This is a genomic window from Azospirillum sp., assembly GCF_050789165.1.
Map to the genome: position 1 here is coordinate 43,376 of NZ_JBOZRT010000083.1, position 15,474 is coordinate 58,849.

Annotated in this window: 19 protein-coding genes; 12 read left to right on the forward strand and 7 right to left on the reverse strand. The window is 68.9% G+C overall.

Translation table 11 applies throughout. The annotated features are described in order from the left end of the window. The first annotated feature begins 42 nt into the window (after positions 1 to 42). Both ACRWK7_RS18315 and ACRWK7_RS18320 read left to right on the forward strand, forming a co-directional pair. Positions 43 to 219 carry a DUF4169 family protein gene (locus tag ACRWK7_RS18315; protein WP_431857720.1) on the forward strand — a complete coding sequence of 59 codons (177 nt, stop codon included), beginning with the start codon at positions 43 to 45 and terminating at the stop codon, positions 217 to 219. 167 nt (positions 220 to 386) lie between these two features. After that, positions 387 to 1,184 carry a DUF2189 domain-containing protein gene (locus ACRWK7_RS18320; RefSeq protein WP_431857721.1) on the forward strand — a complete coding sequence of 266 codons (798 nt, stop codon included), beginning with the start codon at positions 387 to 389 and terminating at the stop codon, positions 1,182 to 1,184. 114 nt (positions 1,185 to 1,298) lie between these two features. Here ACRWK7_RS18320 and ACRWK7_RS18325 read toward each other — a convergent pair whose 3' ends face one another. Further along, on the reverse strand, positions 1,299 to 1,490 hold the full coding sequence (locus ACRWK7_RS18325) for a DUF1192 domain-containing protein (RefSeq protein WP_431857722.1): 192 nt from the start codon (positions 1,488 to 1,490) through the stop codon (positions 1,299 to 1,301). 74 nt (positions 1,491 to 1,564) lie between these two features. On the opposite strand from ACRWK7_RS18325, the gene ACRWK7_RS18330 reads away from it, so the two are divergent. After that, positions 1,565 to 2,578, forward strand: coding sequence for an NAD(P)H-quinone oxidoreductase (locus tag ACRWK7_RS18330; protein WP_431857723.1), 1,014 nt, complete (start codon positions 1,565 to 1,567; stop codon positions 2,576 to 2,578). Between the two features lie 235 nt (positions 2,579 to 2,813). Next, on the forward strand, positions 2,814 to 3,431 hold the full coding sequence (locus ACRWK7_RS18335; RefSeq protein WP_431857724.1) for a DUF1013 domain-containing protein: 618 nt from the start codon (positions 2,814 to 2,816) through the stop codon (positions 3,429 to 3,431). Positions 3,432 to 3,506: 75 nt separating this feature from the next. Here the strand turns inward: ACRWK7_RS18335 and ACRWK7_RS18340 are convergent, their stop codons facing one another. Further along, positions 3,507 to 3,674 (reverse strand): YdcH family protein, encoded by a 168-nt coding sequence (locus tag ACRWK7_RS18340; protein ID WP_431857725.1) that lies wholly within the window; start codon positions 3,672 to 3,674, stop codon positions 3,507 to 3,509. 137 nt (positions 3,675 to 3,811) lie between these two features. On the opposite strand from ACRWK7_RS18340, the gene ACRWK7_RS18345 reads away from it, so the two are divergent. The 3 genes from ACRWK7_RS18345 (at position 3,812) to ACRWK7_RS18355 (ending at position 5,680) form a co-directional block, all read left to right on the forward strand. Then, complete coding sequence (locus tag ACRWK7_RS18345) at positions 3,812 to 4,405, forward strand: UbiX family flavin prenyltransferase (RefSeq protein WP_431857726.1); 594 nt, start codon at positions 3,812 to 3,814, stop codon at positions 4,403 to 4,405. A gap of 73 nt (positions 4,406 to 4,478) precedes the next feature. Then, on the forward strand, positions 4,479 to 5,171 hold the full coding sequence (locus tag ACRWK7_RS18350) for a carbonic anhydrase (RefSeq protein WP_431857727.1): 693 nt from the start codon (positions 4,479 to 4,481) through the stop codon (positions 5,169 to 5,171). A gap of 122 nt (positions 5,172 to 5,293) precedes the next feature. Beyond that, positions 5,294 to 5,680: a hypothetical protein gene (locus ACRWK7_RS18355; RefSeq protein WP_431857728.1), complete on the forward strand. Its 387-nt coding sequence runs from the start codon at positions 5,294 to 5,296 to the stop codon at positions 5,678 to 5,680. A gap of 67 nt (positions 5,681 to 5,747) precedes the next feature. Here ACRWK7_RS18355 and ACRWK7_RS18360 read toward each other — a convergent pair whose 3' ends face one another. Next, complete coding sequence (locus ACRWK7_RS18360; protein ID WP_431857729.1) at positions 5,748 to 6,833, reverse strand: ATP-dependent 6-phosphofructokinase; 1,086 nt, start codon at positions 6,831 to 6,833, stop codon at positions 5,748 to 5,750. A 210-nt stretch (positions 6,834 to 7,043) separates the two neighbouring features. On the opposite strand from ACRWK7_RS18360, the gene ACRWK7_RS18365 reads away from it, so the two are divergent. The 5 genes from ACRWK7_RS18365 to ACRWK7_RS18385 all read left to right on the forward strand — a co-directional run bounded on the left by ACRWK7_RS18365 (position 7,044) and on the right by ACRWK7_RS18385 (position 12,038). Continuing rightward, complete coding sequence (locus ACRWK7_RS18365; RefSeq protein ID WP_431857730.1) at positions 7,044 to 7,229, forward strand: YdcH family protein; 186 nt, start codon at positions 7,044 to 7,046, stop codon at positions 7,227 to 7,229. Positions 7,230 to 7,495: 266 nt separating this feature from the next. Then, complete coding sequence (gene purE, locus ACRWK7_RS18370; protein ID WP_431857779.1) at positions 7,496 to 7,963, forward strand: 5-(carboxyamino)imidazole ribonucleotide mutase; 468 nt, start codon at positions 7,496 to 7,498, stop codon at positions 7,961 to 7,963. Beyond that, positions 7,950 to 9,047 (forward strand): 5-(carboxyamino)imidazole ribonucleotide synthase, encoded by a 1,098-nt coding sequence (locus tag ACRWK7_RS18375; RefSeq protein WP_431857731.1) that lies wholly within the window; start codon positions 7,950 to 7,952, stop codon positions 9,045 to 9,047. Before purE ends, ACRWK7_RS18375 begins: the two co-directional genes overlap by 14 nt. A gap of 160 nt (positions 9,048 to 9,207) precedes the next feature. After that, a complete protein-coding gene (locus tag ACRWK7_RS18380; protein ID WP_431857732.1) occupies positions 9,208 to 10,977 on the forward strand; it encodes an EAL domain-containing protein in 1,770 nt (589 codons plus the stop codon). Positions 10,978 to 11,237: 260 nt separating this feature from the next. After that, positions 11,238 to 12,038, forward strand: coding sequence for a DUF1217 domain-containing protein (locus ACRWK7_RS18385; RefSeq protein WP_431857733.1), 801 nt, complete (start codon positions 11,238 to 11,240; stop codon positions 12,036 to 12,038). Here ACRWK7_RS18385 and ACRWK7_RS18390 read toward each other — a convergent pair. From ACRWK7_RS18390 to fumC, 4 genes are all read right to left on the reverse strand, one after another. Continuing rightward, on the reverse strand, positions 12,035 to 12,859 hold the full coding sequence (locus ACRWK7_RS18390; RefSeq protein WP_431857734.1) for a DUF2189 domain-containing protein: 825 nt from the start codon (positions 12,857 to 12,859) through the stop codon (positions 12,035 to 12,037). The two genes, ACRWK7_RS18385 and ACRWK7_RS18390, sit on opposite strands and share 4 nt — an antisense overlap. Positions 12,860 to 12,957: 98 nt before the next feature. Then, positions 12,958 to 13,674, reverse strand: a complete 717-nt coding sequence (locus tag ACRWK7_RS18395; RefSeq protein WP_431857735.1) for a DUF599 domain-containing protein — start codon at positions 13,672 to 13,674, stop codon at positions 12,958 to 12,960. A gap of 42 nt (positions 13,675 to 13,716) precedes the next feature. Then, the gene (locus tag ACRWK7_RS18400; RefSeq protein WP_431857736.1) at positions 13,717 to 13,932 is read right to left on the reverse strand and encodes a ribbon-helix-helix domain-containing protein; all 216 of its coding nucleotides are present in this window, start codon (positions 13,930 to 13,932) and stop codon (positions 13,717 to 13,719) included. 16 nt (positions 13,933 to 13,948) lie between these two features. Then, positions 13,949 to 15,346 (reverse strand): class II fumarate hydratase, encoded by a 1,398-nt coding sequence (gene fumC, locus ACRWK7_RS18405; RefSeq protein ID WP_431857737.1) that lies wholly within the window; start codon positions 15,344 to 15,346, stop codon positions 13,949 to 13,951. Positions 15,347 to 15,474: the final 128 nt, after the last annotated feature.

The window sequence follows — 15,474 nt, forward strand, 5'->3', positions numbered from 1 at the left end:
CGAGGCCGCCAGCGGCGTTCCACACGCCCGGAGGACGCACCCATGGGAGAGATCGTCAACCTGAACCGCTACCGCAAGGCGCAGGCGAAGGCCGAACGCGAGCGTCAGGCCGAGGAGAACCGCGTCCGATTCGGCCGTCCCAAGGCCGAGACCCAGTCCCGCCGCCGCGAGGAGGAACGCCAGCGCCGCGACCTCGACGGCAAGAAGCGCGAGGACTGAACCGCATAGACCCGCGGACTCTTTCGTACTAGGGGCAGAAATCCGCACCAAATCAATGGAATAACCGGATTGTCCGCCGGTGCGACAATCTGGCACACGGCGGGGCGCTTTGCTATCTTGACCTTAAGGAATGGGCTCGTCCCGCCACACGGTCAGGAGATCGCGCCATGGTCGACCTCGCCTCGCACCGCCTCCACGCCGCCCCGCCCCCGTCCGCCGTCCCGCGCGTGAACGCCATCGACACGGAGCGCCCGTGGGCGTGGCTCGCCGCCGGCTGGCGCGACATGCGCGCCGCGCCGCTGGTCAGCGCCTTCTACGGCGCGCTGGCCGTGGTCTCCAGCTTCGTGCTGGTGGCGGGGCTGGCGACGTTGCAGATGCACTACCTCGTGCTGCCGATGGCGGCCGGCTTCATGCTGGTCGGGCCGGTGCTGGCGGTCGGGCTGTACGAGACCAGCCGGCTGCTGGAGCGCGGCGAGCCGGTGACGGCGCGCGCGGTGCTCGGCGCCTACCGGCGCAACGGCACGCAGATCGCCACCATGGGCGTGGTGCTGATGCTGGCGCTGCTGGCCTGGATCCGGGTGGCGCTGCTGGTCTTCGCGATCTTCTTCTCGTCGGATCCGCCGGCGCTCGACCAACTGGTGAGCCGCATCTTCTTCTCGTCGCAGACGATCCCGTTCCTGCTGACCGGCACCGTGGTCGGCGCGGTGATCGCCGCCGCGGTGTTCGCCATCGGCGCGGTGTCGCTGCCCATGCTGCTGGACCGCGAGACCGACGTGTTCACCGCCATGGCGGCCAGCATCGACGCGGTGCGGCAGAACGGCCGGGCCATGCTGGTGTGGGCGGCGCTGATCGCGCTGTTCACCGCCGCCGGCATCGCCACGGCGTTCGTCGGGCTGGCCATCGCCTTCCCGCTGATCGGCCACGCGACCTGGCACTGCTACCGCGATCTGGTGGCGGAGCGGTAGCTCGTCGCACTGGGCCCCCATCCCGGCCTTCCCCCACTTCGCGGGGGAAGGAGATTAAGCCCTCCCCCGCGAAGTGGGGGAGGGTTGGGTGGGGGCCAGCGCGGAAACTGCACATCACCCCTTCTTGAAGAACGCCTCCGCCGCGTTCTTGTGGGCTTCCTTGGCGTCGATGAAGGTGCGGGCGCGGGCGATTTCCGCCTCCAGGCCGGCGATGTAGTCCTTCAGCTCACCCACCGACAGCGTCGACAGGTCCTTCAGCGCCGGCTTCGGCTTGCGCGGCTCCAACTCGTCGGTGTCCAGGGCCATGGCGTCCTCCCCGTCTTGTCAGCGGTGATGACCAGTTCTACCTTCTGGCGGCACGACGGAGAAGGGGGGAGACCATGGGAATCGCACTGCCCGACAGCATGCGTTGCGTCGAGATCAGCCAGCCCGGCGGGCCGGAGGTGCTGCGCCCGGCCACGCGCGAGGCGCCGACCCCCGGCCCCGGCGAGGTCCTCATCGAGGTGCACGCCGCTGGCGTCAACCGCCCCGACGTGCTGCAGCGCATGGGCAACTACGACCCGCCGAAGGGCGCGTCCGACCTGCCGGGGCTGGAGATCGCCGGCCGCGTCGTGGCGCTGGGCGAGGGCGTCATGGACTGGGCGGCGGACGACAAGGTGTGCGCGCTGGTAGCCGGCGGCGGCTACGCGCAGTACTGCGTGGTGCCGGCGCCGCAGGTGCTGCCCATCCCGAAGGGCCTGAGCATGGTCGAGGCGGCGGCCCTGCCCGAGACCTTCTTCACCGTGTGGACCAACGTGTTCGAGCGCGGCGCCCTGCAAAAAGGCGAGCGCTTCCTGGTGCACGGCGGCTCCAGCGGCATCGGCACCACCGCGATCCAGCTGGCCAAGGCGTTCGGCGCCACCGTCTTCACCACCGCCGGCAGCCCGGAGAAGTGCCGGGCCTGCGAGCAACTGGGCGCCGACCGCGCCATCGACTACAAGGCGGAGGATTTCGTCGCCGTCATCAAGGAGGCGACCGGCGGCCGCGGCGTCGACGTGGTGCTGGACATGGTCGGCGGCGACTACGTCCAGCGCAGCATCGAGGCGATGGCGCCGGACGGGCGCCACGTCTCCATCGCCTTCCTGCGCGGGCCGAAGACGACGCTGAACCTGATGCCGGTGATGCTGAAGCGGCTGACGCTGACCGGCTCGACGCTGCGCGCCCGGTCGGTGGAGGAGAAGGGCCGCATCGCCGGCGAGCTGCGCGCCAAGGTGTGGCCGCTGATCGAGGCGGGAACCGTCAAGCCGCTGATCCACGCCACCTTCCCGCTGGATCAGGCCGCGGAAGCGCACCGCCTGATGGAATCGAGCGCGCATGTCGGAAAGATCGTGCTGACGGTGGAGCAACCGCTGTAGGCGGCTATTTTTTACGCTGTCTGCCCGTGCAAATGGAACCGCGGGCTTGCCAAAGCCTTCCCGTCGGGTTAGCAGGGAAAGCGGCGCCGGATGTCCGGCGCCAACCCCGTGTACGCTTACATAAGCGGACCGCACTCCCATATGGGGGTAAAGTGGTCCGCAAGACTGGAAGGCAGGCCGGAGATCGCACCCACCGGCGGGTCGCGGCACGGCCTTGAGTTTGTCAGGAGGGATGATGGCACTGCCCTTGATGCCGAAAGCGACGGCCGTGTGGCTGGTCGAGAACACAGCGCTGAGCTTCGAGCAGATCGCCGCATTCTGCGGCCTGCATCACCTTGAGGTGCAGGCGATCGCCGACGGCGAGGTGGCGGTCGGCATGGTGGGGCTCGACCCGATCGCCAACGGCCAGCTGACCAAGGCCGAGATCGAGCGCTGCGAGAAGAATCCCGACCTGCGCCTCAAGCTGCTGGTCCCCGACCTGCCGGCGCCGGTGGCGCGCTCGAAGGGTCCGCGCTACACCCCGATCACCAAGCGTGGCGACAAGCCGGATGCCATCGCCTGGGTCATCAAGCACCATCCCGAGCTGTCGGACGCCCAGATCAGCCGCCTGATCGGCACCACCAAGCCGACCATCGCCGCGGTGCGCGACCGCACGCACTGGAACGCCGCCAACATCAAGCCGCGCAGCCCGGTGCTGCTGGGCCTGTGCACCCAGCGCGAGCTGGAGGAGGCGCTGGCCATCGCCGCCAAGTACCGCGGCCCGGTCGAGCCCGGCGAGGAGAACGAGGCGGACGCCGAGGCGGAGATGGACGACGGGGAGGACACCCCCTACTCCGAGCACGCGGAGCACTGAGCCGCGTTCTCAGACCCCAAAAGCAGAACGGCGCGTCCTCGGACGCGCCGTTTTCGTTTCCGAAAGAGCGCCCGGTCAGGCGCGCGCCAGTCGTGAGATCTCGTCCTTGAGGCGCAGCTTTTCCTTCTTGATCCGGACAAGCGTGTAATCGTCCGGGTGAGGCCGTTGGCATTCCAGCTTGAGTGCGGCTTCGAGTGCCTGGTGCTTGACGCGCAGGGTTTCGATCCGGTCCTCAAACGTCATGACTGCCCTCCTTCGGAAAGTTGGCATATATGACCCGATACGACGCGGGATCGGTCATCTTGTTGCCAGCGGTAGAGTGAATCAAGGACGCGTCCGCCATACTGGACGAAGGGGGTAGCGTGCGCTACATGAGCGGAATGAGCCAATCTTCACGTCTGGTCGTCGGAATCAGCGGGGCGTCCGGGGTGATCCTCGGCGTCCGGCTGCTGGAGACCCTGCGCCGGATCGGGGTGGAATCCCACCTCGTCCTCAGCCGCGCCGCCGAAGTCACCCTGGCGCACGAGACCGACCTGAAACCCGCCGAGGTACGGGCGCTGGCCGACGCCGCCTACTCCCCGGCCGACATCGGCGCGGCCATCGCGTCGGGCAGCTTCCGCACGCTGGGGATGATCGTGGCGCCCTGCTCGATCCGTTCGATGGGCGAGATCGCCACCGGCGTCACCTCCAGCCTGCTGACCCGCGCCGCCGACGTGACGCTGAAGGAGCGCCGGCCCCTGGTGCTGATGGTGCGCGAGACGCCGCTGCACGTCGGCCACCTGCGCACCATGACCCAACTGGCCGAGATGGGCGCGGTGATCGCCCCGCCGGTGCCGGCCTTCTACGCCAAGCCCAGGGGCCTGGACGACCTGATCGACCACGCGGTCGGCCGGGCGCTCGACCTGTTCGGGCTGGACTCCGGCCGGGTGCGGCGGTGGGGGGAGACGCCCCAGCCGGAAATCGCCGAAACCTGAGCGGAACGCTTGGAATGCCCGGCATTTTGCACTAAACCCAAGGGTGCGCCGCACCGCAGAGGAACCCGCCGTCATGCCTCTCACTGTGCCACATGGAGCGATCCGCCGGCTGATGGCCGGCATCAAGGGATTCCGCGCCCGCTACTACGAAAAATACCCCGAGAGCATGCGCATGCTGGTCGAGCAGGGGCAGAAGCCCGAGGTGCTGCTCATCGGCTGCTCGGACTCGCGCGTCGATCCGGCGCTCATCACCCAGGCCGAGCCGGGCGAGCTGTTCGTGGTGCGCAACGTCGCCAACCTGGTGCCGCCCTACCAGCCGGACGGCCACTACCACGGCACCTCCGCGGCCATCGAGTACGCCGTGCGGGTGCTGGAGGTCGGGCACGTCGTGGTGCTGGGCCACGCGCAGTGCGGCGGCATCCGCGGGCTGATCGGCATGCAGTCCGGCGAGCAGCCGCCGGGCGACTTCATCGCGCCCTGGGTCTCCATCGCGCAGGAGGCGTGCGAACGCTTTCTCACCCCCGCCAACGGCGAGGACACCCAGAGCGAGCGCGATGCCTCCGCCGCGTGGCTGCAGGCATCGCCGCACCTGGTGGAGCGCGCGGCGGTGCGCGGCTCGGTCGAGAACCTGATGACCTTCCCCTTCATCCGCGACCGGGTCGAGGCGGGCACGCTGCACCTGCACGGCTGGTGGTTCGACCTGGAGACCGGCGACCTCTGGGTCATCGACCCGCACACCGCCGCCTTCGTCCCGGTGTTCGACTAGCGCGCAGCCCGCTTTGTGACCCCGCATTGTGATAAGGGCAGCCCCAACGCTCCGACAGGTTGCGGCGGGCGCGGGGGCTGTCCTATTGTGCGGCGCGAAAGGGAACGAGGATCGAGGGCATCGTGCGGACACGGGTGTGGGTGCGCGCCGCGCTGGCGGCAGCGCTGATGCTGGCCCCGGCACTGTCGGCTTCCGGTGCGCGGGCCGCGGAGGGCGGCGGCAACAGCTGCCCCTGGGCGCAGGACGTCAAGCTGGACTTCGGCGACGGCCGCACGCTCACGGTGCCGCAGGCGATCTTCGATCCCAAGAACCCGGACACCGCCATCGACGGCTACGAGCTGCGCCCGAACGTCGAGGCGCTGTCGCTGACGATCTACGCCCCGCGCGGCGAGGTCTGGCATGCGGCGCTGACGCGGATCGCCGGCGGCAAGCGCTGCACCGCCTTCTACGTCGGCCGCCCGACGCGGGAGGAGGAGGACGGCTCCTCCGACCGGGTGGCGGAACGGTAAGGCTTTCTGCCCCCTCCCTGCCCCACCGCCAACGGCGGGAGAGGGCCAGGGAGGGGGCCTGGAAACCTCAATCCCCCAGGCTGATGCCCAGGCCGCGCGCCGTCTTCACCAGCGTGCCCTCGGGATCGACGCTGGCGTAGGCGGCGATCGCCTCCTCGATCGGCACATCGACCACGCCGCGGTTGGACCACGCCACCATGCGGTCGAACTTACCCTCGGCGATCAGGTCCACCGCGTGCACGCCGAAGGCCGAGGCGACGAGGCGGTCGCGCGGGCTGGGGGGCGAGCCGCGCTGCACGTGGCCCAGCACGGTGACGCGCGTCTCGGCGCCGGTGGCGCGGGCCAGCTTCTCGCCGATGTAGTCGCCGATGCCGCCGTAGCGCTTCTCGCCGCCCTCGAAGACCTTCTTCACCTCGCCGCCGTCGGCGGTCTTCACCGCCTCCGACACCACGACGAGGCCGAAGTTGCGGCCGCTCGCTTTGACCTGCCGCATCTTCTCGGCGATCTTCTCGATGGAGTACGGGATCTCCGGAATCAGGATCACGTCGGCGCCGCCGGCGATGCCGGCGGACAGCGCGATGTGCCCGGCGTCGCGCCCCATCACCTCCAGCACCATGATGCGGGCGTGGCTGGCGGCGGTGGGCTGCAGGCGGTCCAGCGCCTCGACCGCGACGCCGACGGCGGTGTCGAAGCCGACCGACACCTCGGTGGCGCCAAGGTCGTTGTCGATGGTCTTCGGCACGCCGACCAGGTTGAGGCCGCCCTTCTGCGCGATCTTGCGCAGGATGGCGAAGCTGCCGTCGCCGCCGATGCCGATCAGGGCGTCCAGCCCCAGCTCGCGGTAGCCGCCGATGATCTCGTCCGAGCGGTCCTTGAAGGTGCCGTCGCCCATGGGATAGGCAAAGGGGTCGCCGCGGTTGGTGGTGCCGAGGATGGTGCCGCCCATGCGCATCATGTTGCCGTCAACCTGCGGCAGGTCGAGCACCTGGTACTGCACCGGGCGCTTCAGCAGGCCCTGCGTGCCTTCCTTGATGCCGAGCACCTGCCAGCCGTAGGTGAGCGTGGCGCGGTGAACCGCCGCGCGCATGACCGCGTTGAGGCCGGCGCAGTCGCCGCCACTGGTGAGGATGCCGATGCGCTTGGTTGCCGTCATGATGGTATCCCGTGTCGCGAGGGCGGGCGGCCGCCCGGGTTACAACGTGCAGTCTTGCAAGAACCCGGGCGCTCCGCAATGCCACGCTGCGTTAACCGGCCGCATGGGCAGTGGTTTCACCATGCGCGCAGCCGGGTTTTCTGCTATAGTCCCCGCCGCCCCCGCCCGATCTCGCGCAGCCCCTTACGCCGGCCGATGAACGAACAGGAAATGCTGAAGCAGAAACTCGCCGACTTGAGGAGCGAGCACCGCGATCTCGACGACGTGATCGCGCGCCTGTCGGAACGCGCCCCCTTCGACCAGCTGCAGTTGCAGCGGCTGAAGAAGCGGAAGCTGGCGCTGAAGGACCAGATCGCGCTCCTGGAGAGCCGGATGCTGCCCGATATTATTGCGTAATCCTTCCCTCTCCCGTCCCGGGAGAGGGAGGGGCCCGCTCGAAGAGCGGGGGGGTGAGGGTAAATCCAAGGATCCTTGCCGGCACCCTCACCCGGCCGCTCCGCGGCCACCCTCTCCCGGGACGGGAGAGGGATATATGCGCCGCTGGACTCCGCGCGCGACCTTCCTATAATGCCCGGCTTTCCGAAACACCCTTGGAAAGCGCCCCCGTGTCGGTCCATTCGCCCGCCGAACCGTCCTCCTCCGCGCCGCTGGTCGGCATCATCATGGGCAGCCAGTCCGACTGGACGACCATGAAGCACGCCGCCGACACGCTGAAGGCCCTGGGCGTGCCGCACGAGGTGCGCATCGTCTCCGCCCACCGCACGCCGCAGCGCCTGGTCGAGTACGCCACCACCGCCCGCGACCGCGGCCTCAAGGTCGTCATCGCCGGGGCCGGCGGCGCCGCCCACCTGCCGGGCATGGCCGCGTCGATGACGCCCCTGCCCGTCTTCGGCGTTCCGGTCGAGAGCCACGCGCTGAAGGGCATGGACAGCCTGCTCTCCATCGTGCAGATGCCGGGCGGCGTGCCGGTCGGCACGCTCGCCATCGGCAAGGCCGGCGCCATCAACGCAGCGCTCCTCGCCGGCTCGGTCATCGCGCTGATGGACCCGAAGGTCGCCGAGGCGCTGGACGCGTGGCGCGCGCGCCAGACCGCGGCGGTCGCCGAAGCCCCCGTCGATGAGCCGGCCTGACGCCATGGACACGCTCGCCCCCGGCTCGACCATCGGCATGCTGGGCGCCGGGCAGCTCGGCCGGATGACCGCGCTGGCCGCCGCCAACCTCGGCTACCGCACGCACGTCTTCGCCCCCGACGCCGAGGGAAGCCCCTGCGGCCAGGTCGCCGACGCCATGACCGTGGCGGACTGGACGGACCGCGACGCGCTGGCCGCCTTCGCCAAGTCCGTGGACGTGGTGACGCTGGAGTGGGAGAACGTCCCGGTCGATACGGTAGAGTTCCTCACCTCGATCGTGCCCGTGCATCCCGGCGCCAAGGTGCTGGCGGTGGCGCAGGACCGCATCCGGGAGAAGTCCTTTGCCAACGCCCTGGGCATCGCCACCGCGCCCTGGCGCGCGGCGTCGAGCGCCGAGGACGTGGCCAAGGCGGTGGCCGAGATCGGCCCGCGCTGCATCCTCAAGTCCACCCGCCTCGGCTACGACGGCAAGGGGCAGGCGGTGATCGGGCCGGGCACCGACCCGGCCGAGGCGTGGACGTCCATCGGTTCCGACGCCGGCATCGTCGAGGGCTTCGTCGACTTCACCTGCGAGGTGTCGGTGATCGTCGCCCGCGGCCTGGACGGCCGCACCGCCGCCTACCCGGTGGTGGAGAACCGGCACAAGAACGGCATCCTCGACCGCACGCTGGCGCCCGCCCGCGTCTCGTCCGGCACCGCCGCCGAGGCCGGCCGCGTCGCCACCACCCTGGCCGAGGCGCTGGGCGTCGTCGGCCTGCTGGCGGTGGAGATGTTCGTCACGCCCGACGGCCACGTCCTGGTCAACGAGATGGCGCCGCGCCCGCACAACTCCGGCCACTGGACCATGGACGCCTGCGCCACCAGCCAGTTCGAGCAGCTGGTGCGCGCGGTCTGCGGCCTGCCGCTCGGCTCCACCGAGCTGCGCTTCGAGGCCGAGATGGAAAACCTGATCGGCGACGACGTCCTGCGCTGGCGGCAGATCGTCGCCGAGCCGAACGCCCACCTGCACCTGTACGGCAAGGCCGAAGCCCGCCCCGGGCGCAAGATGGGCCACGTCAACCGCGTGTTTCCACGCCGTCCCTGAGCCGATTTCCTTCGTCTTCTTATGACCAGACGCCGAAGCCCGCGACCAATCGGCCGCGGACTTCGGCGATTCTTTGGACTTTCATAAAATGAATATCGACGGTACGCTCTGCGCCAACATTGCGCATACTTGATCAACTTTTATTTAAATTAAGAGCTTCATGGCGCAAAACGCGGATGCACTGCCCCTCCAGCCGGGCGCCCCGGCCGCCGCCGCCCCGCCGCGTGGCGTGGAGCGTCGCGCCGCCAAGCCCGCGCCGGCCACCGCCCGCCCGCCGCCGACCAACCGCGACCGTTTCGTCGGCTTCGCCTTCGCCGCCGCCGACCTTCTGATCGAGACCGATCCCAAGGGGACCATCCTGTTCGCCGCCGGCGCGCGCTGCCGCCTGACGCCGGACGACGTCGGTTCGCTGGTCGGCAGCAGCCTGCACGCGCATGTGGCGCCGACCGACCGCAAGTACCTCGACGTGCTGCTCAACCGCATCGTCGAGAAGGCCCGCATCAAGCCGGCGCGCGTGGTGTTCCAGGGCTTCGACGGGCACCGCTTCCCCGCCCTGCTCGGCGGCTGCCGGCTGGAGTCCTGCCCGGGGTCGCTGTTCCTGACCGTGCTGCTGGCCTCCGGCCCCCGCCACGAGGCGCCGTCGATCGGCCCCGGCGCCGCCGGACAGCTGCTGGACAACCACACCTTCACCGCCATTCTCGAGGACCGCATCGTCCAGGCGCGCGAGAAGGGCCTGGACAACGGCCTGACGCTGCTGCTGATCGAAGGCCTGCAGAGCATGGTGGACACCATGCCCGAGGGCGCCGCGGCCGAGGTGCGGCAGGGCATCGACGCCTACCTGCGCGGCATCTCGGCGGACGGCGACAGCGCCGGGCAGCTCGGCGCCGACCGCTTCGGCATCGTGCACACGGCGGACGTGGACGGCGACGAGGTTCAGACGCACATCGCCGGCATCATCAAGGAGGCCGGCGGCGACCTGCAGGGCGGCATCCGCAGCTGGTCGCTGGACATGGCCGACTCCCAGCTCGACGCCGCCGACGCGGCGCGGGCGCTGGTCTACACGGTGCAGGCCTTCGTGTCGGCGCAGGGCGGCGAGTTCACCATCGCCTCGCTGGAGGACGGCGCGCAGCGCATGCTGTCCGACGCGGTGGACCGCATCGGCCGGGCGCGGGCGACCATCGAGAAGCGCGACTTCTTCGTCGTCTACCAGCCCATCGTCGAGCTGGAGACCGGCGACGTCCACCACCTGGAGGCGCTGACGCGGCTGGAGGGCATGCCGTCGCCCGCCGACTTCATCACCTTCGCCGAGGACGTCGGGCTGATCTACGACTTCGACCTGCTGCTGACGCAGTCGGTGCTGGACACGCTGAAAGCCTACCATCTGGAGCCCAAGCTGCCCGACGTGGCGATCAACCTGTCGGCCAAGACGCTGATGAGCCCGCTGTTCCTGCGCCAGTTCCAGGCGGTGACCGAGCCCTACGGCGATCTGGCGAAGAAGCTGCTGCTGGAGGTGACGGAGACGGTGGTGGTCTCCGACATCGGCCGGCTGAACGACGTGCTGCAGAAGCTGCGCTCCGCCGGATTCCGCATCTGCCTGGACGACGTCGGCGCCGGGTCAACCTCGTTCCAGTCGCTGTACGGGCTGCAGGTGGACTACGCCAAGATCGACGGCAAGTTCGTGCGCGGCGCCGCCGGCAACCCGCGCGACATGGCGATGCTGCGCTCCATGGTGGACGTCTGCCACCAGCTCGACCTCACCCTCATCGGCGAACAGGTCGAGGAGCCGGACCACGCCCGGCTGCTGAACGAGCTGCGGGTGACGCTCGGCCAGGGCTACCTGTTCGGCCGCCCGAGCCGCGACTTCGCCTACTTCGCCAAGGACTGGTCGAAGATGGCGCGCAAAGGCGGCGCGGTGCTCTGGAAATCCTGAGCGTGCCTGATCCTTGCGGGCAACCCGGGAGACACGGATTTCACGGATTTACGGCACGGATTACACGGATTTTCTTTTTCTCGTGTCCCGCCCCGGCATGCCCCGCAAGCCGTTGCTGAGGCACGAATAAAAGATCCGTGTAATCCGTGCCGTAAATCCGTGAAATCCGTGTGAATCCTGTTGCCCCCACAAAAAATCCACGCCACCAGCGCAGGAGCCCCCGGCCAATCCCGTCCAACCCGGTGAAGGGGCATTCTCCCGTGCCCCTCGAACCGGGGCACCCCGTCATGTCCGTCTCGTCGATCATCACGTACCAGAAGTACGCAACCAGCAGCGCCACCTTGCAGACCACCTTCGAGAAGACGTCCAACATCCAGAAGGACATCGACTACTTCAAGAAGGCGGTGGCCAAGGCGGGCAGCGTCGACGAGCTGTTCAAGGACTACAAGCTGCTGTCGTTCCTCGCCACCGCCACCAACCTCGCCGGCGAGGAGCAGTACGCCGGCAAGATGCGCCGCATCCTCACCGAGAAGGTGAGCGACAGCAACGCGGTGATGAACCGCCTGAGCGACAAGCGCTACGCCCAGGCGGCGGAGACGCTGCAACTCGCCGAGACCGGCGTCGACACGCTGAAGCAGTCGTCCACCCAGGACGCGCTGATCGCCGCCTACAAGCAGGCGAAGTTCGAGACCTCCATCGGCACCGAGAACATCGCCGTCCGCAAGGCCCGCTATTTCGAGAAGTACATCACCAGCGCGACCTCGTCGGTCTACAACATCCTCGGCGACGCCATCCTGCGCGACGTGGTGACGTCGACGCTCGGCCTGCCGCAGCAGATCGCCGTGCAGCCGGTGGAGACCCAGGCGGCGGCGATCACCAGCCGCCTGGACGTCACCAAGCTCAACGATTCCAAGTACCGCGACGCCTTCATCAAGCGCTACCTGACGCAGTACGACATCGCCAACCCGGACACCGGCGCGTCCACCGACTGGCGCACCAGCCTGCTGGGCGGCGCCACCGCGGACTCCGCCACCAGCATCATCATGAGCCTGTACGCTTAGGCCGCCGCGTCCGGCCGGATCACCAGATCGCGGTAGGCGTGCCAGCTGGCGTGCCCGATCAGCGGCAGCGCGACGGCGAGGCCGACGAAGGCCGTGGCCATGCCGATGCCGGTCACCAGCACGATCAGCGCCGCCCACAGCGCCATCACCCGCGGGTTCTTCACCACCGCGATGATCGACACCAGCGCGGCGCTGAAGATGTCCTCCGGCCGGTCGAGCATCATCGGCAGCGCGGTCACGTTGGTGACGAAGGCGACGCTGGCGAAGGCGAAGCCCAGGCACGTGACGAACGCCGTGAAGAACATCCCCTGCAGCGTGAAGGTCTGCTCCAGCAGGCTGGCGAAGCTCATCGACACATAGGGGAAGAACAGCGCAAAGGCGATGACGTTGAGCCGCACCCAGATCATCATGAACAGCATCAGCACGAGGCCGGCGGTGAGGATGTGGTACGGGTTGGCCCGCCACGCGCACAGCGCCCGCCAGAAGCTGGGCCGCCGCCCCTCCTCCACATCCTTCGACACTTGGTAGAGCCCCAGCGTCAGCAGCGGCGACACCAGCAGGAAGGCGCCGATCATCGGCGCAATCAGGTAGGCCATGTCCAGCATGGTCAGGCCCGCGGTGAGCGCGAAGCCGATGGCCACGAACATGGCGCCGTAGGCCGGGCTGACCCAGCCGGCCGCGCGCATGTCGGCCCACCCCGCCCCCAGCCAGCCGGCCACCCGCGCCGCATCGACGGTGCGCACCTCGTCGGCGCGCGGGAAGCCGGCGGCGGCCGGCGCCGCGACCGGGGCGGCGGTCGGGCGAAACTCCTCAAGGCTCATGCTGTCTTCCCCGCTGGAACGTCCTGGACCCTTAGGAAAGGGACTATGGGCGCTGCGGGGAAGGACGAAAAGGTGGTATAGCGGATTATTCGTATGCGTTATTGTTTTGTCACACCGCGCTCCAGCGCGTCGGCCTGGGCGGAGATGACGCGCTCGGTCCGCGAGAAGGCCTGCCGGCGGATCAGGACCACCAGCACGAAGGCGGTTGCCGCGATCAGAACGCCGGGGTGGATGAACCACGCCAGCGCCGCCAGCGCGAAGTAATAGGAGCGCAGGCCGCCGTTGAACGCCTTCACCGCCAGCGTCATGGCGGCGGCGATGTTGCGGGCCATGGTCTTGCGCTCCGCCTCTGGCACCGGCGGCAGCGGCGCCGAGCCGAGCAGCGCGCAACAGTAGTTGTACTGGCGCAGCGCCCAGGTGAACTTGAAGAAGCCGAAGACGAAGATGCCCATCAGCACCAGCACCTTCAGCTCCAGCAGCTCGCGCGAGGTGCGGACGGTGAAGGACAGCCCGCCCATGATCTCGTGCACCCGCTCGATGGCGCCGAAGGAGCCGACGAGGCCGGCCAGCACCAGCATGGTGGTGGAGGCGAAGAAGGTGCAGCTGTTCATGGTGTGGCCGACCAGCTGCGAATCCATGATGCGGTTGTCGCGCTCCAGCATGCGCTCCATCCAGACGCTGCGGATCAGCGTCAGGTGCTGGTTGACGGCGACCCGGCCCTCCAGCAGGTAGTCCTGCACCAGGGTGAAGGCGGTCCAGGCGCCGAGGAGCCAGACGAAAGCGATGAGGTCGAGCGGGGTGGCGTCGGACGGCACGGGCGCCCTCTGTGAAGCGGCAACGCCCCGGGTGTAGACCGCTCACGCCCCGGCGGCAAGGCGGCGTTGCAGCGCGGTCAGGATGAAGACGCGGATGGCGCTGGACAGGTTGCCGGTGCGCCCGGCGTCGATCTCCTCGATCAACGCGTTGACCGAGACGCCGCGCGCCGCGGCCTCGGCCTTCAGGGCGTCCCAGAACTCCTCCTCCAGCGAGACGCTGGTGGGGTGGCCGGCGATGAGGACGGAGCGCTTCTTCATGCCCCCGTCTACCACATCACCGCGGCCCGATCATCGTCTCCGGCCGGACCCACTGGTCGAACTGCTCCTCGGTCAGCAGGCCCAGCGCCACGCCGGCCTCTTTCAGCGTCGTGCCCTCCTTGTGCGCCTTCTTGGCGATCTTCGCGGCGTTGTCGTAGCCGATGTGCGGGTTGAGCGCGGTGACCAGCATCAGGCTGTCGTTCATCAGCTTCGTGATGCGCTCGCGGTTCGGCTCGATGCCGAGGAGCGCGTTGTCGGTGAAGCTCACCGCCGCGTCGGCCAGCAGGCGGATCGACTGCAGCACGTTGTAGGCGATCACCGGCTTGAAGACGTTCAGCTCGAAATGCCCCGTGGCGCCGGCCACCGTCACCGCGGTGTGGTTGCCCATGACCTGGGCGGCGACCATGGTCATCGCCTCGGACTGCGTCGGGTTGACCTTGCCGGGCATGATGGAGGAGCCGGGCTCGTTCTCCGGCAGCACCAGCTCGCCGATGCCGCAGCGCGGGCCGGAGCCCAGGAGGCGGATGTCGTTGGCGATCTTCATGAAGGAAACGGCGATGGTGTTCAGCATGCCGTGCGCCTCGACCAGCGCGTCGTGGGTCGCCAGCGCCTCGAACGTGTTGGCGGCGGGGACGAACGGCAGGCCGGTGATGTCGGCGACCTGCCGCGCGAACTCCTCGGCGAAGCCCTTCCGCGCGTTCAGCCCGGTGCCGACCGCGGTGCCGCCCTGTGCCAGCTGGTACAGCCGCGGCAGGCAGGCGCGCAGCCGCTCGATGCCGAAGCGCACCTGCGCGGCGTAGCCGGAGAACTCCTGCCCCAGCGTCAGCGGCGTGGCGTCCTGCAGGTGGGTGCGGCCGATCTTCACGATGTCGGCGAAGGCGCGGACCTTGTTCTCCAGCACGCCGGCCATGTGCTCCAGCGCCGGGATCAGCTCGTGGTGGATCTGCTCGACCGCGGCGATGTGCATGGCGGTGGGGAAGCTGTCGTTGGACGACTGCCCCATGTTGACGTGGTCGTTCGGATGGATCGGCGTCTTCGAGCCCTTCTCGCCGCCCAGCATCTCGATGGCGCGGTTGGAGATCACCTCGTTGGCGTTCATGTTGGTCTGGGTGCCGGAGCCGGTCTGCCAGACCACCAGCGGGAAGTGGTCGAGCAGCGTGCCGTCCACCACCTCCTCCGCCGCGTCGCCGATGGCGCGGCCGAGTGTCGGGTCGAGCGCACCCAGCACCATGTTGGCCTGCGCCGCCGCCTTCTTCTGGATGCCCAGCGCGCGGACCAGCGGCGGCGGCATGCGTTCCCCGCCGATGCGGAAGTTCTGCAGCGAACGCTGCGTCTGCGCCCCCCAGTAACGGTCGGCCGGCACCTCGATGGGACCGAAGGAGTCCGTCTCGATGCGCGTGTTCGGGGCTGGCATGGCTGGCGTTCCCGGTGGCTGGCGTTCCGGGCTTCTATCTTGCCCGATACAGGGACCCCGGCAAGGGAGCACGAACATTGTTCTTGAAACGTTCCGAGAACTTCGGCACAGTTCGGGTGAAGGTTGTT

Bases quoted from the DNA above. Each gene is read 5' to 3' on its own strand.
- ACRWK7_RS18315 (WP_431857720.1), top strand. From the start codon at position 43: ATGGGAGAGATCGTCAACCTGAACCGCTACCGCAAGGCGCAGGCGAAG.
- ACRWK7_RS18320 (WP_431857721.1), top strand. From the start codon at position 387: ATGGTCGACCTCGCCTCGCACCGCCTCCACGCCGCCCCGCCCCCGTCC.
- ACRWK7_RS18325 (WP_431857722.1), bottom strand. From the start codon at position 1,490: ATGGCCCTGGACACCGACGAGTTGGAGCCGCGCAAGCCGAAGCCGGCG.
- ACRWK7_RS18330 (WP_431857723.1), top strand. From the start codon at position 1,565: ATGGGAATCGCACTGCCCGACAGCATGCGTTGCGTCGAGATCAGCCAG.
- ACRWK7_RS18335 (WP_431857724.1), top strand. From the start codon at position 2,814: ATGGCACTGCCCTTGATGCCGAAAGCGACGGCCGTGTGGCTGGTCGAG.
- ACRWK7_RS18340 (WP_431857725.1), bottom strand. From the start codon at position 3,674: ATGACGTTTGAGGACCGGATCGAAACCCTGCGCGTCAAGCACCAGGCA.
- ACRWK7_RS18345 (WP_431857726.1), top strand. From the start codon at position 3,812: ATGAGCCAATCTTCACGTCTGGTCGTCGGAATCAGCGGGGCGTCCGGG.
- ACRWK7_RS18350 (WP_431857727.1), top strand. From the start codon at position 4,479: ATGCCTCTCACTGTGCCACATGGAGCGATCCGCCGGCTGATGGCCGGC.
- ACRWK7_RS18360 (WP_431857729.1), bottom strand. From the start codon at position 6,833: ATGACGGCAACCAAGCGCATCGGCATCCTCACCAGTGGCGGCGACTGC.
- ACRWK7_RS18365 (WP_431857730.1), top strand. From the start codon at position 7,044: ATGCTGAAGCAGAAACTCGCCGACTTGAGGAGCGAGCACCGCGATCTC.
- purE (WP_431857779.1), top strand. From the start codon at position 7,496: ATGGGCAGCCAGTCCGACTGGACGACCATGAAGCACGCCGCCGACACG.
- ACRWK7_RS18375 (WP_431857731.1), top strand. From the start codon at position 7,950: ATGAGCCGGCCTGACGCCATGGACACGCTCGCCCCCGGCTCGACCATC.
- ACRWK7_RS18380 (WP_431857732.1), top strand. From the start codon at position 9,208: ATGGCGCAAAACGCGGATGCACTGCCCCTCCAGCCGGGCGCCCCGGCC.
- ACRWK7_RS18390 (WP_431857734.1), bottom strand. From the start codon at position 12,859: ATGAGCCTTGAGGAGTTTCGCCCGACCGCCGCCCCGGTCGCGGCGCCG.
- ACRWK7_RS18400 (WP_431857736.1), bottom strand. From the start codon at position 13,932: ATGAAGAAGCGCTCCGTCCTCATCGCCGGCCACCCCACCAGCGTCTCG.
- fumC (WP_431857737.1), bottom strand. From the start codon at position 15,346: ATGCCAGCCCCGAACACGCGCATCGAGACGGACTCCTTCGGTCCCATC.